The sequence below is a fragment of the Georhizobium sp. MAB10 genome, assembly GCF_045012825.1.
GTDB lineage: Bacteria > Pseudomonadota > Alphaproteobacteria > Rhizobiales > Rhizobiaceae > Georhizobium > Georhizobium profundi.
This window is the reverse complement of record NZ_CP118314.1, coordinates 2166706-2180552: the sequence shown is the minus strand read 5'-3', so window position 1 is coordinate 2180552 and position 13847 is coordinate 2166706. Positions and strand designations below refer to the sequence as shown.

The following is a 13847-nucleotide window of genomic DNA, read 5'->3' as shown; positions in this document are numbered from 1 at the left end:
GTCGGGTACCGCTTGTTTCCTTCGTCCTGTGAGCAAGCGAGGCCACACCCATGCTTTATGCGATCCTGTGCTACAACCATGAAGACGTCGTCGGTGCCTGGAGCAAGGAAGAAGACGATGCCGTCATGGCGCGTCTGATGAAGATCACCGGCAAACTTCAGGACGAAGGCCGGCTCGGCCCCGTCGCCCGCCTCATGCCGACCAGCGCCGCTACCACCCTGCGCAAGGGCGCGGATGAACCGCTCGTCATCGATGGCCCCTTTGCCGAAACCAAGGAGCAGTTCCTGGGCTTCTACCTCGTCGATTGCGAAACGCTCGACGATGCGCTCGCGATCGCGCGCGACCTCGCGGAGGCCAATCCCGGCGGCGGTTCCTACGAGATCCGCCCCGTCGGCTTCTATCAACCGGCAACACCGAAGGCTGAGACGAGATGAACGACCCCGCCTGGATCGAGGCAGCACTGACCGCCGCCCGCCCGCAGGCGGTGGCCGCACTGCTCCGCTATTTCCGCGATCTCGACCGGGCCGAGGAGGCTTTCCAGGAAGCCTGCCTGCGGGCGCTAAAATCCTGGCCGAAAAACGGCCCGCCGCGTGATCCCGCCGCCTGGCTGATCTTCGTCGGCCGCAATGCCGGCGTCGACGGCGTACGTCGTGACAGCCGCCTCCGGCCGCTGCCGGAAGAGGATCAGATTTCCGATCTCTCGGACGCAGAAACCGACATCGCCGAGAAGCTGGACGAGAGCGCCTATCGCGACGACATACTGCGACTGCTCTTCGTCTGCTGCCATCACGATCTGCCGACGACGCAGCAGATCGCGCTCGCTTTACGCATCGTTTCGGGCCTCACCGTGCCGCAGATCGCGCGTGCCTTCCTCGTTTCCGAAGCGGCGATGGAACAGCGCATCACGCGCGCCAAGGCAAAAATCGCCCGCGCCGGCGTTCCCTTCGAGGCGCCGGACCGCGAGGCGCGTGGCGAGCGCCTGTCGACCGTCGGTGCCATGCTCTACCTCGTCTTCAACGAAGGCTACTCCGCCCGCGCCAGCGACGTTGCCACGACGCGTGAGGCCGAGCGGTCCGCCTCCGTCTTCGCCGAGGAGGCGATCCGGCTTGCCCGCCTGATGGTCAAGCTCTTTCCGGCCGAGCCCGAGATCGCAGGCCTGCTCGCGCTCATGCTCCTGCAGCACGCCCGCAGCCCGGCCCGCTTCGATGCCGATGGCCAGATTGTGCTGTTGGAGGACCAGAACCGCACATTGTGGAACGGCGCAATGATCGCCGAAGGCCTCGCCATGCTCGACAAGGCGCTGCGTCACGCGCGCCCCGGCCCCTACCAGCTCCAGGCCGCGATTGCCGCCACCCATGCCCGCGCGAAATCCGCCGGCGAAACCGATTGGGCGGCGATCGACCTGCTCTACCGCACGCTGGAGGCCGTGCAGCCATCCCCCGTCGTCACGCTCAACCGCGCGGTAGCGATCAACAAGCTTGCCGGGCCCGAAGCGGCGCTGGCGCTCATCGATCCGCTCGCTGAAAGGCTGTCCGGCTACTTCTATTTCCACGGCCTGCGTGGTGGCCTGCTCAGCGAACTCGGCCGGCGCGCAGAGGCGGTCGAGGCGTTCAACCGCGCCATTTCGCTGGCCAACAGCCCCGCCGAGGCGGCGCATATCCGGCGTCATCTCGACAAGCTCGGCGAAGCCCCCAAAACGGCGCGTGAAACAGCCCACCTGTCATAAACGACGAATGTCTGATATAAGGGCTTTAGAGAACGCAGACTGCGTTCATTGTGTTCAGACAGAGTCAGGAAAACGATTGGCCCAGCCCTTCAAAACGCCGTCCACGGAAAAGCGCTCTTCCTCCGAGGCCAAGTGGTCATCGACCAACAACGAAGCCCGCACCATCATGGAAAAGGAAGTCGTCGCCCGCGAGCGCAAGACGGAGCGGCTGAGAGCACAGCGCCTGGCGATGGAAGCGGAGACCGCCGCTGTCGAAGTGCCCAAGGCGCCCGCGCGCAAATCCCCTAAGAAAGCCACCAGAAAGGGCGTAGGCAGCCGATAAGGACCCGACTATCAACGCCATAGCATTGACATTGGGCCGCCAAAGGCGCACCTATGTCAAATCGATCTGAGTAACCGAACTTGTTTAGGCGCCACGGCGCATGCGACGACTTTCCCTTACCTATCGATCCACCGCCTTTCGACTTTTGGTCGATCGGCATTCTTACTATGCGATTGAAAGGTAATCGTCATGGCTACTGGTACTGTAAAATGGTTCAACGCCACCAAGGGTTACGGCTTCATTGAGCCGAACGATGGCAGCGCAGACGTATTCGTTCACATTTCGGCCGTTGAGCGCGCCGGCATGTCGTCCATCGCCGAAGGCCAGAAAGTGCACTTCGACGTTGTTCGCGACAGCAAGAGCGGCAAGATGAGCGCAGGCAACCTCGCCGCCGCTTAATCGAGCAAGCTCGAATAGCTTGTCATCGCCTTCCCTGTGACCACGGATGTACTGGCTCAGGATGCGGCAATGGCAATGAAAGGCCGGTTCATACCGGCCTTTTTTGCGTTTTAGGCTCAAGCAACGCCGGTTTCCGCAAAAATTCAGATTTTTTGGACGCCCCCTGTCGGGAAGTGGCATCCTCCAGCGTCCTTTGCACGAAATCGGACATCATCTGGAGATGCACCATGGCTGAGCCCCGTGAACTGACCCTCACCCGCTTCATCGACGTGCCGCGCGAGAAACTCTATCGCTGCTGGACCGAAGACGACCTGTTGAAGCAGTGGTTCGTCCCCGCGCCGTGGACGATCGCTTCGGCCAGGGTCGACGTGCGCCCGGGCGGCATCAGCCACATCGTCATGGCCGATCCCGAAGGCAACGAGTATCCGAACCAGGGCATCTATCTCGAAGTCGTGCCCAACGAGAAGATCGTCTTCACCGACGCCTACACCGATGCCTGGACGCCTTCGGAAAAGCCCTTCTTCACCGGCATCATCACTTTTGCGGATGAAGCGGGCGGCACGCGCTACACCGCGGTCGCGCGCCATTGGACGGAGGCCGACAAGAAGTCCCACGAAGAGATGGGCTTTCATGAAGGTTGGGGAAAGGCTGCAGACCAGATGGCTGCGCTCGCCGCCACGCTCTGAAAAATTTCGAGCGGCCATGTCGGCTGCCCGAAATCGCGAACGTCCTGAGCTCAATGAAATGTTGAAGAGGAGGCTCTGAAATGCCCTATGTCGACGGATTTCTGCTTGCAGTCCCGAAGGACAAGTTCGACGCCTACAAGGAGATCGCCACCACTGCCGGCCGCATCTGGATGGAGCACGGCGCGCTGTCCTATGTCGAATGCAAGGCCGACGACGTGCCCTATGGCGAGCTCACCTCGTTTCCCCGCGCCGTCCAGGCCAAGGACGACGAAACGGTGATCTTCGCCTGGATCACCTATCCGTCCCGCGAAAAGCGCGACGAGATCAACAAGAAGGTGTTCGAAGACGACCGCATGAGGATGGACATGGCCAGCATGCCGTTTGACGGCAAGCGCATGATCTTCGGCGGCTTTGAAAGCTTCGTCGAATTCTGATCCACCGGTGCCAAACACAGCTTGAAGGAGGAAGCACCCATGTCCGATCAAACCCAGCCGCAGGAATGGACCGCATCCATCCCTGGCGTCGTCCCCTATCTCGCATCCAAGGATGCGAGCGCAGCCATCGAATTCTACAAGAAGGCCTTCGCCGCCACCGAAGACAGCCGCATGCTGATGGATGACGGCAAGCGCGTCATGCACTGCCAACTCACGATCAACGATGGCAAGTTCATGCTGGGCGATGCCATGCCCGAATACGGCTATCCCTGGGTCGAGCCGCAGGGCACAACGCTGACGCTCGCGGTCATGAACGCCCGCGAATGGTGGGACCGCGCGGTGGATGCCGGCTGCACCGTCGTCATGCCGTTCGAAGTCGCCTTCTGGGGCGATCTTTACGGCCAGCTGAAGGACCCCTTCGGCCATATGTGGGCCATCGTCGGTCCGCCGGACGGGAAATAGACAGAACGATAAGCCGGCAAATAAGTCGGCATATCATGAGATCATGGTTCTGAGGTCGCGCCGGCACCTCGCCGGCCGGCCCGCCCGCGCGGGAGAGTTTCTGCGATAATCCTGAGACGATCGATGTCGGAGGCGTCCACCATGCCCACCATCACCCCCTGCCTGTGGTTCGATAATCAACTGGAGGAAGCGATCGCGTTCTACGGCGGCATCTTCCCCGATACCGCCATCCTCGAAGCGACGCGCCATGCCGATGGCAAGCTCTTCATCGCCACCTTCCGCCTCGCCGGCCGCGACTTCATGGGCCTCAATGGCGGGCCCATGTTCACCTTCACCGAGGCGATCTCGCTCTCCGTTGCCTGCCGCGACCAGGCGGAGATCGATCACTACTGGAGCGCGCTCGGCGAAGGCGGCACCATCCAGCAATGCGGCTGGCTGAAGGACCGCTACGGCCTCTCCTGGCAGATCGTGCCTGCCATCCTGCCCGAGATGATGAACGACCCGGACCGTGAAAGATCCGCCCGCGTCCAGGCTGCCATCATGGGCATGGTCAAGCTCGACATCGCCGCCCTGGAAAAGGCCTTCGCCGGGTAAACGGTCACCTCAGGAGAATTTGCGCGTCGGGGCAGCAACCACGGATTTCTTCATGCAGCGTAAACGCATTTACGCAAGAAGATGCACCATGAAATTTCATGGGGAAATGCGTCGAATCAGCGGCATCTCTCCTCTCATGAAGAGATCGACATGCTGCAGCTTTTTGCGCGCGATGCGAGCGCCGTTCTGGACGCCCTCAACGCATCACAGGCCATCATCGAATTCGGCCTCGACGGCACCATTCTGAAGGCCAACGACAATTTCTGCCGCACGATGGGCTATCGCGCCGACGAGATCGTCGGGCGTCACCACCGCATCTTCGTCGATCCCGCCGAGGCGGCACGCCCGGACTACGCCGAGTTCTGGGCCCACCTTGCTTCCGGCCAGTATGACCAACGGCAATATCGCCGCCTGCGCAAGGATGGATCGGAGGTCTGGATCGCGGCCTCCTACAACCCCGTGATGCGCGGTGGCAAACCCTATAAGGTCGTGAAATTCGCCATCGATGTCACCGCGCAGGCGCTGCAGGCAGCCGAAGACCGCGGCAAGCTCGAGGCGCTGTCGCGCGCCCAGGCCGTCATCGAATTCACGCCGACCGGCAAGATCCTTACGGCGAACGCCAATTTCCTGAAGGCGATGGGTTACGAACTCGACGAGATCGTCGGGCGCCATCATGCGATCTTCTGCGAGCCCGCCTATGTCGGCTCCGAAGCCTACCGGAGCTTCTGGCCGGAGCTTGCCGCCGGTCGCTTCCTCTCCGATGAATTCGTCCGCATCGGCAAGAACGGCCGCCCGGTCTTCATCCAGGCCTCCTACAATCCGATCCTTGATGCCGACGGCAAGGTCTTCAAGATCGTCAAGCTCGCGACAGACGTCACCGATCGCGTCGCCAATGTGGAAAGCCTCGCCGCGGCGTTGAAAAAGCTGTCCGCCGGCGATCTCACCGCCACGCTCAATCAGCCGTTCCTGCCCGCGCTCGAACGCCTACGCATCGACTTCAACGACACCTCCGCGACCCTGAGAACGGCGCTGCAAACCATTGTCAGCGCGGCCGAGGCGATCACCTCCGCCTCGCGCTCCATCGACGCGACATCGCAGCACCTCGCCAGCCAGACCGACGCGCAGGCCGCCTCGGTGGAGGAGACCGCTTCGGCGCTGGAAGAGATCACCGTCACGGTCACCGATACCGCCGAACGCGCCCGCGACGCCGGCGGCAAGGCGCGCGAAACGAGGCAACGCGCCGAGCAGTCTGTCGCCGTGATGACCCAGGCCATCGACGCCATGGGCAAGATCCGCACCTCCGCAAGCGAGATCTCCGGCATCAGCGGCGTCATCGACGAGATCGCGTTCCAGACGAACCTTCTCGCCCTCAATGCTGGCGTCGAGGCCGCACGGGCGGGCGATGCGGGCCGTGGCTTCGCCGTCGTCGCGCAGGAAGTGCGTGCACTCGCCCAGCGATCCGCCACTGCCGCCAAAGAGATCAAGGTCCTCATCCACGGCTCGAACGATCTGATCGGGCGCGGCGTCACGCTCGTCGAAAACACCGGCGAGGAGCTCGGCGCCATCGTCGATCGCGTCGTCGACGTCGACCGCGACCTCCAGGCCATCGCCGAAGCCTCAAGGCAGCAGGCGATCGGCCTCAAGCAGATCAACAGCGCCGTCAACATGATGGACCAAACGACACAGCAGAACGCCCAGATGTTCGTCGAGACATCGAGCGCCACCGCCCGCCTGTCCGAAGAGGCCGCCACCCTCTTCGACCTCGTCGCCGGCTTCGAAATCAGCGAAACTCCGACCTCCAGTTCTCGCCCCACCGCCACCGCCCATACCGGCACCGGTTCCCACGCCCGCCCCGACACACCTCCCAACGCCGCCGGCAACCGCCAAGCCGCGCTGCGGAATTCAGCCTGAAGCGGCCGGCGCTTCTACGCCGTAGAATCGACGCCGCCGGCCGAACCTACAAACCCCGACGAACTTGCGCTACGCACCCGCCGCATCGATCTTACGAACCGCCCCACCGCTACTTTGGCAGCACCCGTCACCTTTTTCCGCGTTTTCCAACCAAACACGGGCTAAATTGGCCTGGGGGAACTGCGCTTGACGATCGAGTCGCTGAAATCGGGTCTCCCGTGTGAGAGGGAGGTTGATCGCTGGCCATGCATGCTCCGGTAAAGTCGTCGCGCCCTCGCGATCCGCGTGCGCAATCCGAAAAGGCGCGCTTTTCCGAGCTGTTCAAGCCGAAGCTTGTCACGGTGCTGGAGGAAGGCTACCGGCTTTCGCATTTCAGGGCAGATGCGGTGGCCGGCCTGACCGTCGCTATCGTCGCCCTCCCGCTCTCCATGGCGATCGCGATCGCGTCGGGCGCAACGCCTGCGCAGGGCCTGATCACGGCCATCGTCGGCGGCTTTCTCGTCTCGCTGCTCGGCGGCAGCCGCCACCAGATCGGCGGGCCGGCCGGGGCGTTCATCGTGCTCGTCGCCGCCACCATCCAGGCCCATGGCATGGGCGGCCTCATCCTCGCGACCTTCCTGTCGGGCCTCATGCTTGCGGCGATCGGCTTCCTCAGGCTCGGCACCTACATCAAGTTCATTCCCTATCCCGTGACGGTCGGCTTCACCGCCGGCATCGCCGTCATCATCTTCGCCAGCCAGTTGACCCCGCTGTTCGGCCTGACCCTCGGTTCGCCCGAGCCCGGACCGCTCATCGAAAAGCTGCCGGTGATCTTCGCCGCTTTGCCGACGGTAAGCCCCGTCACGGCCGCCCTTGCCCTGGCCGCCATCGGCATCGTCGTCGCCGTCCGCAAGCTGAAACCGCATTGGCCGGGACTGCTGATCGCGGTCGTCCTCACCACGCTCGTCGCAGCCCTTGCCGGCCTGCCGGTGGCGACGATCGGCACCGCCTTCGGCGGCATCCCGTCCGGCCTGCCGGCGCCTTCGCTGCCGTCCTTCGATCTCGATCTCGTCATCGCCGTCCTGCCGAGCGCGATCGCCTTCACGCTGCTCGGCGCGATCGAGTCGCTGCTTTCCGCGGTCGTGGCTGATGGCATGACCGGCCGGCGCCACCGCTCCAATTGCGAACTCGTGGCGCAAGGGGTCGCCAATATCGGCTCGTCGCTCTTCGGCGGCTTCTGCGTCACCGGCACCATCGCACGCACCGCCACCAATGTGCGCGCCGGCGCGGTCGGGCCGGTGTCTGGCATGCTGCACGCCATCTTCCTGCTCGGCTTCATGATGCTCGCCGCACCGCTCGCGAGCTATATCCCGCTCGCCAGCCTCGCCGGCGTGCTTGCCGTCGTCGCCTGGTCCATGGTGGAAAAGCACGCCTTCGCCACGCTTCTGCGCGCATCCTGGGGCGATGCGGCGGTGCTTCTCGTCACCTTCCTGCTCACCATCTTCCGCGATCTCACCGAGGCGATCGTCGTCGGCTTTGCGCTCGGTGCGCTCATCTTCATCCAACGCATGTCGACGGCAACCTTTGCTGAGCCGCTCGTAGCCGAAGACGAACCCGACGGCTCCGCCGGACCGGACGAGGACCGCCTCACCCAGCAGGGCGACGTGATCGTTTACCGTGTCTCGGGCGCGCTCTTCTTCGGCGCGGCCGCCTCCATCGGCAGCCTGCTCGATCGCGTCGCGACGTCGGCACCGGTGCTGGTGCTCGATCTCTCCGCCGTCCCGATGATCGATTCCACCGCTGGCGAGATGATCGCCTCCATCGCGCGCAGCAAGAAGCGGCGCGGCGGCCGCGTCGTCATCACCGGCACGACCGGCCCGCTGCGGCGCGAGCTCTTCGCCCATGGCGTGGCGCCACCGGTTGTGCGCTTTGACCGCACGGTCGACAGCGCGCTCCGCCGCCTCAGATCCGCAGACCCCACGGACGACGGCGCATCAGCCGCGCAGTGATCAGCGCGCCGGCTGCACTTCCACCGTCACATGCGACAGCTGCCGGATATCGGCCAGCAGCGCCTTGTAGTGCGAGGGCGCCATAGGCTGGGGCGAGGCAAGCGCGATGATCGCCGCGTGGTGTCCCGGCCCCACCTGCCACACATGCAGGTCGGTAATCGTTCCACCCTCACCCGAAAGCGCAGAGCGGATGGCGCCCGCGAGCTGACCGTCTTCCGGCACCGCATCGAGCAGCACACCGCCCGATTGCCGCATGAGCCCGATCGACCAGCGCGCGATCACCAGCGCACCGACGACGCCCATCAGCGGATCGGCCCAGACCCAGCCATTGAAGCTGCCGACCACCAGCGCCACGATTGCGAGAACCGACGTCAGCGCGTCGGCGAGCACATGCAGATAGGCCGCCCGCAGATTGTTGTCCTGCCCATGCACATGGCCATGCCCGTGGTCATGATCATGGCCGTGGGAATGTCCATGGTGATGATGATGCCCGTGATCTTCCCGCAAAAGCCATGCGCTGATCAAATTGACCGCAAGCCCGATCACCGCGACGAGGATCGCCTGGTTGAAACTGATCGGCACCGGATTGGCGAGCCGCAGCAGGCTTTCCCAGCCGATGAGAAGCGCCACGATCCCGAGCACGACGGCACTGGCAAACCCCGCCAGATCGCCAAGCTTGCCTGTGCCGAAGGTGAAGCGGCGGTCGCGCGCATGGCGCCTGGCATAAAGATAGGCGACGGCCGAAATCATCAGCGCCGCAGCATGCGTCGCCATGTGCCAGCCATCGGCCATCAGCGCCATCGAGCCATAGATCGCGCCGCCGACGATCTCGATCACCATCATTGATGCCGTCAGCGCGATGACCAGCCACACGCGCTTCTCGTTGCGCGCGTGGTTGTCGCCGAGAAACACGTGCCCATGGTCGTAATCGTGGTCCCCGTCCAGTTGCGATTGCCCGGCCATCATGGCCTCCCTGTTTGCGCGCCGTCGTCGCTCGCGGCGGTCGCTTTTCATTTCAGATAGGTTCTGAGCACGCCCATCAGCTCTTCGCCGCCCAGGCGCCGGTCCGCTTCGGTCTCGGCCTCCAGCACGTGCTCGCGCAGATGGTGCTCCATCACTTCCGCCGTCAGGCCGGAGATCGCGCCGCGGATCGAGGCGAGCTGCCTCAGGATTTCGCCGCAGGGCGCCTCCCCGTGCAGCGCCCGCTCCACGCCCTCCAGCTGGCCCTTGAGCCGCCGCACCCGGCCGATCAGCCTGTCCTTGTGCTTCTGCGTGTGCATTGTCGCTCCGTCGCAAATAACCTAGGGGACTATACTATATGGCGTGACAAGGTGAAAGAGGCCACATCAGGACTTCGATGTCTTAAGCGACCGCTGCCCGTTTCGCGCGCGGCTCCCGCCCGTCATGCACGCGGTTGCGGCCCGCCCGCTTGGCCTCATAGAGCCGCTCGTCCGCCTCGGTGATCAGCTGCGTGATGGTCTTGTCCTCGCTGGCCTCGCGCAGCGCCACGCCAACGCTGATCGTCACCGCCCGGCGCAGCGCACTTCCGCCCTCGTCGTGCAGCGCCTCGACCGTCTTGCGCATGGCTTCCGCCACCGCCCGCACATGGTGATGGTCGCGCGCATCGACGACGATCGCAAATTCCTCGCCGCCATAGCGCGCAACCAGCGTAACGCCGGCGATCGTCGACCGGCTCAGCGCGTCGGCGATCCGCCTCAGGCAGGTATCACCCTCGGCATGGCCGAAAGTGTCGTTGTAGCTCTTGAAGTGATCGACATCGATCAGCAGAACGCCGAGCGCGCCGGACGAGGCGCGCAGCACCCGCATCAGCCGCCGCCGGTTGCCGAGCCCCGTCATCGGGTCCGTCTCCGTCTGGATCTCCAGGTCGCGGTTTGCCGCCTCCAGCGCCGCCTTGCGCTCCTGCAGATCGGCGACGAGCCGCGAATTTTCCCGCGAAAGCTTCAGCGCCAGCGTCAGCTGCGTGCCGAGCCCGCGCGCCATCGCCGCCAGCGTCCCGCACAAAAGCACGCCGGCAATGGCGAGGGCGTTGCTATAGGGCACCCCGCTCGCGAACAGGCCGGCGCAGGTGAGCAACAGCGCCGGAAACTGAAAGAGATTATAGGCCCGCTGGTAGACCGCAGCCGGGAAGGTCACCGTCACCGCGCCGGTGATCAGGCAGCAGACGACGAGTGCCTGCGCGGCATTGCCCTCAAGGATCATGAGAGCTGCGCCCACACCCCACGCCACACCGGATGTGCCGTAGATACCGCACACCAGGCGCGCCCAGTGACGCGTGGTGAAGCCGCGCGGCAGGCCGTAGTGGCGCAAGCCCGCGCTGATCAAATGCACGACCGCCACCCCGGCGACCACCACGAACCAGGCGATCAGTCCGGCCGGAATGCCCTGCTCCCAATAGATCGACAGCGCGACCAGCCCGCCCACGATCGACATCACCGAAGCCGGCGCCGCCTTGTAGAGCGCATCCAGCTGCAGCTTTAGATCCGCGTCCATTTCAAACTTTGCCGTCAACACAGGCCCCTACCCTCTAACCCGCACCATGGCATGGGGAGCGCTAACAACCGCTTACCGGAACATGCACTGCGTGCGGCAAGCCTTGGCACTCAGTCGCAATGGCGATAGCCGTTGCGCCGCGCCCGAAGGTCGAAATGGAAATGGTCGGCGTGGTTGGCGTCCGACCCGGGACCCAGGATCGTGTTGAAATACTTGCAGCCGTCGTCGCGCACGGAATTCAAAAGCCCGCGCTCGCGAAACGCGAAGAAGCCCTTGGCGCTCACATCGATCACCCGGCCCGAATTCAGCTTGATCGAGCCGACATCGATCGCGTTGCCCTTGGAATGCTCCGACATTGGCGCGCCGCGCCGCGAATTCATCGTCCGGCAGGAATAGCCGCCCATGGAGCCGACCGTGTCGATGCCGGACAGGTAGCGCTTGCGCGTCGAAGGCGCGAGCTCATTCTTCACCCAGGTCGCGAATGCCTCCGCCATCTGGCAGTTGAGCAACGTCGCGGGCCGCACCTTTACCCCGCCCGAAAGCGCCGAAACCTCCACGGGATGGGCAATCCCGCAGGACCCGCCATTGCCGACGGCCGGCTTGTTGGTGAACTGCACGCCAAGCCGCTCCAGCCGCTGCCGGCACGCGGCTTCCGCCGCCGGAAGATTGCTCTGCGGCGCCTGCGAGCGGGCAAACGGATTGAGCGCACGCGGAAAGAGACCTGCGACCCGCTGCGGCTCTGGCGCCTGTTGCACGACTGGTGCAGCAGCAACGGGCGGTGCGGCAGCGACCGGCGGCGCAACAACGGCAACCGGGGCCAAAACCGGCGCCGAGACCGGAGGTGCTGCGGCGATCGGCGCCGAAGGCTGCATCTGCACCGGCGCAGCCGCAGGCGGCATCATCGAAGGCTGGGGCGCGACAGACGCCATCGGCGTCGGCTGGCCCGCAAGCCGCGCCTCGCCATTCGGCCCGAGCGTGCCGAGGATCTGCGGCTGGTCGGATGGAACATAACCGGGCTGCCACCCGTCCGGCACGGGCCGTCCCTGCATCTGCGCAAGCGCTGCATCGTCGACAGGCAGCGGCTGGCCGCGCTGCAGCACCGCAAGACCCGACCCATAGCCGAGATCGGCGCCAGGCCCGCTCACGCCAGCCACACCAGCGCCGGACGAGGCACCGGCCCCCGCTCCTCCAACTGCTCCTTGCGCAAGGCTCTCATAGGCCGGCAACCCTTGCGCGGGCGGCGCGCCATAGGTCGCCTGTTGTCCGCCAAGAGCCGCAGGCGGCTGAGGTGCGATCGAACTGGTGGAAATCGCCTCAGGCGGCGCAAGCACGCTCGAGGCCGAGCACGAAACGAGAAGCACCGCCGCAAACCCGCCGGCGAGAAGCCGTCCAAGACCGGCGATCCTGCCCGGTCCTGCGACCAAACCAGCCCTCGCGCTCCGGCGCTGTTGCGCAGCAAGACCGTTGTCGCCGCCGTCCGCGTCGTCCGCTCCGTCGATGGCCATGAACATGCGTCTCCAGGTAGCGTACCGGTCCCTTGGAGAGCCACCTTAAGCGATCATGGTAAATGAGGACTGAACGCTTGCCGCCGCCCGCCCCCGCTCGTTAAACGGGAAGACGCACCAAGCGGCAGACCCGCCGAAGCATTGCCAGGTGAAGCGGCGACCGGTTCACTATTCTGACACGTGCAAAGCCAAACCCCGGAGCCAAGCGAACGATCTCGAAGACAATCGAAATCGCTCCGGCAAATCCCTGAAGGACCCCGCATGAACGAAGCCCCGAGACCGACCGGCGAACTGACGCTCAGAACCCTTGCCATGCCCGCCGACCTCAACGCCGCGGGCGATATCTTCGGTGGATGGGTCATGGCCCAGATGGACCTCGCCTCCGGCATACGCGCCGCAGAACGCGCGAAAGGCCGCGTCGTCACCGCAGCCGTCAACGAAATGGCCTTTGCCATGCCGGTTAAGATCGGCGACACGCTCTGCATCTACACCGACATCGCCAAGGTCGGCCGCACCTCCATCACCCTCACCGTCGAAGCCTGGGCCCAACGCTACCTCTCCGACCAGATGGACAAGGTCACCAACGCCACCTTCGTCATGGTCGCGCTGGACGGCAACGGCAAGCCGACGCCGGTCCCGGGGTGAAGGGTGAGGAGGATATTGAGCCGGAGACCGCCGGCAGCAGCCGTGGCCGCCTTCGCCCTGCAGGCAATAGCTGTGATCGCTTAAGGCTAAGGCGCAGATTTAAGTTCGAATCTGTTGTAGGTTCACTTCCATCGTATATCTAACCCAAGCTGGCGTATGGACCAGTCGAAAGCTGGTTTCCTGAGCATGCCGCAAAAGCTGTCCGACAGAGTATCGGCGATTAGACGATCCGGACTGCTCGACAGTTCCGGTCGCGAACAGTTTCATCACCTGACCGAGCATGTGCGTGTCGCGTTACAGGTGCCGGTTGCCATCATTTCCATTGTCGATGAGGACCGTCAGGTGTTCGCCGGCCATTGTGGTTTACCTGCGCCTTGGGACAGCGTGGGCGAGACGCCGCTGACCCACTCTTTTTGCCAACATGTGGTGGATCGGGCGGCGATACTCGAGGTGAACGATGCCGACCTGCACGAGCTTGTAAACAGCAATCATGCGATCGCAGATCTTGGTGTGCGGGCCTATCTTGGCGTGCCGATCGCGTTGCCAACCGGCGAACTGGTGGGGGCGCTCGCAGCCATCGATACGGCACCACATCAATGAACCGAGCATGACCGGAAGGTGCTGCAAAGCCTGGCGCTTGTGGTGGAGCGCGAAATATCGGTCG

Annotated in this window: 16 protein-coding genes; 12 read left to right on the top strand and 4 right to left on the bottom strand. The window is 64.3% G+C overall.

Annotated elements, in window-relative coordinates:
• Positions 1-50 precede the first annotated feature (50 nt).
• From PU133_RS10160 to PU133_RS10115, 10 genes are all read left to right on the top strand, one after another.
• A complete protein-coding gene (locus PU133_RS10160; RefSeq protein ID WP_126010022.1) occupies positions 51-434 on the top strand; it encodes a YciI family protein in 384 nt (127 codons plus the stop codon).
• Positions 431-1726 carry an RNA polymerase sigma factor gene (locus tag PU133_RS10155; RefSeq protein ID WP_404861634.1) on the top strand — a complete coding sequence of 432 codons (1296 nt, stop codon included), beginning with the start codon at positions 431-433 and terminating at the stop codon, positions 1724-1726. The genes PU133_RS10160 and PU133_RS10155 overlap by 4 nt, the downstream gene beginning before the upstream one ends.
• Positions 1727-1802: 76 nt before the next feature.
• Positions 1803-2048, top strand: coding sequence for a hypothetical protein (locus PU133_RS10150; protein WP_126010020.1), 246 nt, complete (start codon positions 1803-1805; stop codon positions 2046-2048).
• 189 nt (positions 2049-2237) lie between these two features.
• Positions 2238-2447, top strand: coding sequence for a cold-shock protein (locus PU133_RS10145; RefSeq protein ID WP_126010019.1), 210 nt, complete (start codon positions 2238-2240; stop codon positions 2445-2447).
• Between the two features lie 227 nt (positions 2448-2674).
• Positions 2675-3133 carry an SRPBCC family protein gene (locus PU133_RS10140; protein ID WP_126010018.1) on the top strand — a complete coding sequence of 153 codons (459 nt, stop codon included), beginning with the start codon at positions 2675-2677 and terminating at the stop codon, positions 3131-3133.
• A gap of 80 nt (positions 3134-3213) precedes the next feature.
• Positions 3214-3567 (top strand): DUF1428 domain-containing protein, encoded by a 354-nt coding sequence (locus PU133_RS10135; RefSeq protein ID WP_404861633.1) that lies wholly within the window; start codon positions 3214-3216, stop codon positions 3565-3567.
• Positions 3568-3606: 39 nt separating this feature from the next.
• Entirely contained in the window at positions 3607-4029 is a 423-nt protein-coding gene (locus PU133_RS10130; protein WP_126010016.1) for a glyoxalase/bleomycin resistance/extradiol dioxygenase family protein, read from the top strand.
• Between the two features lie 141 nt (positions 4030-4170).
• Positions 4171-4623, top strand: coding sequence for a VOC family protein (locus tag PU133_RS10125; RefSeq protein ID WP_404861632.1), 453 nt, complete (start codon positions 4171-4173; stop codon positions 4621-4623).
• Between the two features lie 150 nt (positions 4624-4773).
• Positions 4774-6534: a methyl-accepting chemotaxis protein gene (locus PU133_RS10120; protein WP_404861631.1), complete on the top strand. Its 1761-nt coding sequence runs from the start codon at positions 4774-4776 to the stop codon at positions 6532-6534.
• 245 nt (positions 6535-6779) lie between these two features.
• Positions 6780-8522, top strand: a complete 1743-nt coding sequence (locus tag PU133_RS10115; protein ID WP_404861630.1) for a SulP family inorganic anion transporter — start codon at positions 6780-6782, stop codon at positions 8520-8522.
• Here PU133_RS10115 and dmeF read toward each other — a convergent pair whose 3' ends face one another.
• The 4 genes from dmeF to PU133_RS10095 all read right to left on the bottom strand — a co-directional run bounded on the left by dmeF (position 8523) and on the right by PU133_RS10095 (position 12538).
• Complete coding sequence (dmeF, locus tag PU133_RS10110; RefSeq protein WP_404861629.1) at positions 8523-9488, bottom strand: CDF family Co(II)/Ni(II) efflux transporter DmeF; 966 nt, start codon at positions 9486-9488, stop codon at positions 8523-8525.
• Between the two features lie 44 nt (positions 9489-9532).
• Positions 9533-9802: a metal/formaldehyde-sensitive transcriptional repressor gene (locus tag PU133_RS10105; RefSeq protein ID WP_404861628.1), complete on the bottom strand. Its 270-nt coding sequence runs from the start codon at positions 9800-9802 to the stop codon at positions 9533-9535.
• An 82-nt stretch (positions 9803-9884) separates the two neighbouring features.
• Complete coding sequence (locus PU133_RS10100; protein ID WP_404861627.1) at positions 9885-11033, bottom strand: diguanylate cyclase; 1149 nt, start codon at positions 11031-11033, stop codon at positions 9885-9887.
• Between the two features lie 110 nt (positions 11034-11143).
• Positions 11144-12538, bottom strand: a complete 1395-nt coding sequence (locus tag PU133_RS10095) for an extensin family protein (protein ID WP_404861626.1) — start codon at positions 12536-12538, stop codon at positions 11144-11146.
• A 261-nt stretch (positions 12539-12799) separates the two neighbouring features.
• Between PU133_RS10095 and PU133_RS10090 the strand changes: the two genes are divergently transcribed.
• Entirely contained in the window at positions 12800-13183 is a 384-nt protein-coding gene (locus tag PU133_RS10090; protein WP_126010010.1) for an acyl-CoA thioesterase, read from the top strand.
• Positions 13184-13339: 156 nt separating this feature from the next.
• On the top strand, positions 13340-13783 hold the full coding sequence (locus PU133_RS10085; RefSeq protein ID WP_404861625.1) for a GAF domain-containing protein: 444 nt from the start codon (positions 13340-13342) through the stop codon (positions 13781-13783).
• Positions 13784-13847 lie beyond the last annotated feature (64 nt).

Coding starts and splice junctions, on each gene's coding strand:
- PU133_RS10115 (WP_404861630.1), top strand. CDS start 6,780: ATGCATGCTCCGGTAAAGTCGTCGCGCCCTCGCGATCCGCGTGCGCAA.
- PU133_RS10130 (WP_126010016.1), top strand. CDS start 3,607: ATGTCCGATCAAACCCAGCCGCAGGAATGGACCGCATCCATCCCTGGC.
- PU133_RS10095 (WP_404861626.1), bottom strand. CDS start 12,538: ATGGCCATCGACGGAGCGGACGACGCGGACGGCGGCGACAACGGTCTT.
- dmeF (WP_404861629.1), bottom strand. CDS start 9,488: ATGATGGCCGGGCAATCGCAACTGGACGGGGACCACGATTACGACCAT.
- PU133_RS10145 (WP_126010019.1), top strand. CDS start 2,238: ATGGCTACTGGTACTGTAAAATGGTTCAACGCCACCAAGGGTTACGGC.
- PU133_RS10085 (WP_404861625.1), top strand. CDS start 13,340: ATGGACCAGTCGAAAGCTGGTTTCCTGAGCATGCCGCAAAAGCTGTCC.
- PU133_RS10155 (WP_404861634.1), top strand. CDS start 431: ATGAACGACCCCGCCTGGATCGAGGCAGCACTGACCGCCGCCCGCCCG.
- PU133_RS10125 (WP_404861632.1), top strand. CDS start 4,171: ATGCCCACCATCACCCCCTGCCTGTGGTTCGATAATCAACTGGAGGAA.
- PU133_RS10135 (WP_404861633.1), top strand. CDS start 3,214: ATGCCCTATGTCGACGGATTTCTGCTTGCAGTCCCGAAGGACAAGTTC.
- PU133_RS10090 (WP_126010010.1), top strand. CDS start 12,800: ATGAACGAAGCCCCGAGACCGACCGGCGAACTGACGCTCAGAACCCTT.
- PU133_RS10160 (WP_126010022.1), top strand. CDS start 51: ATGCTTTATGCGATCCTGTGCTACAACCATGAAGACGTCGTCGGTGCC.
- PU133_RS10140 (WP_126010018.1), top strand. CDS start 2,675: ATGGCTGAGCCCCGTGAACTGACCCTCACCCGCTTCATCGACGTGCCG.
- PU133_RS10120 (WP_404861631.1), top strand. CDS start 4,774: ATGCTGCAGCTTTTTGCGCGCGATGCGAGCGCCGTTCTGGACGCCCTC.
- PU133_RS10100 (WP_404861627.1), bottom strand. CDS start 11,033: ATGGACGCGGATCTAAAGCTGCAGCTGGATGCGCTCTACAAGGCGGCG.
- PU133_RS10105 (WP_404861628.1), bottom strand. CDS start 9,802: ATGCACACGCAGAAGCACAAGGACAGGCTGATCGGCCGGGTGCGGCGG.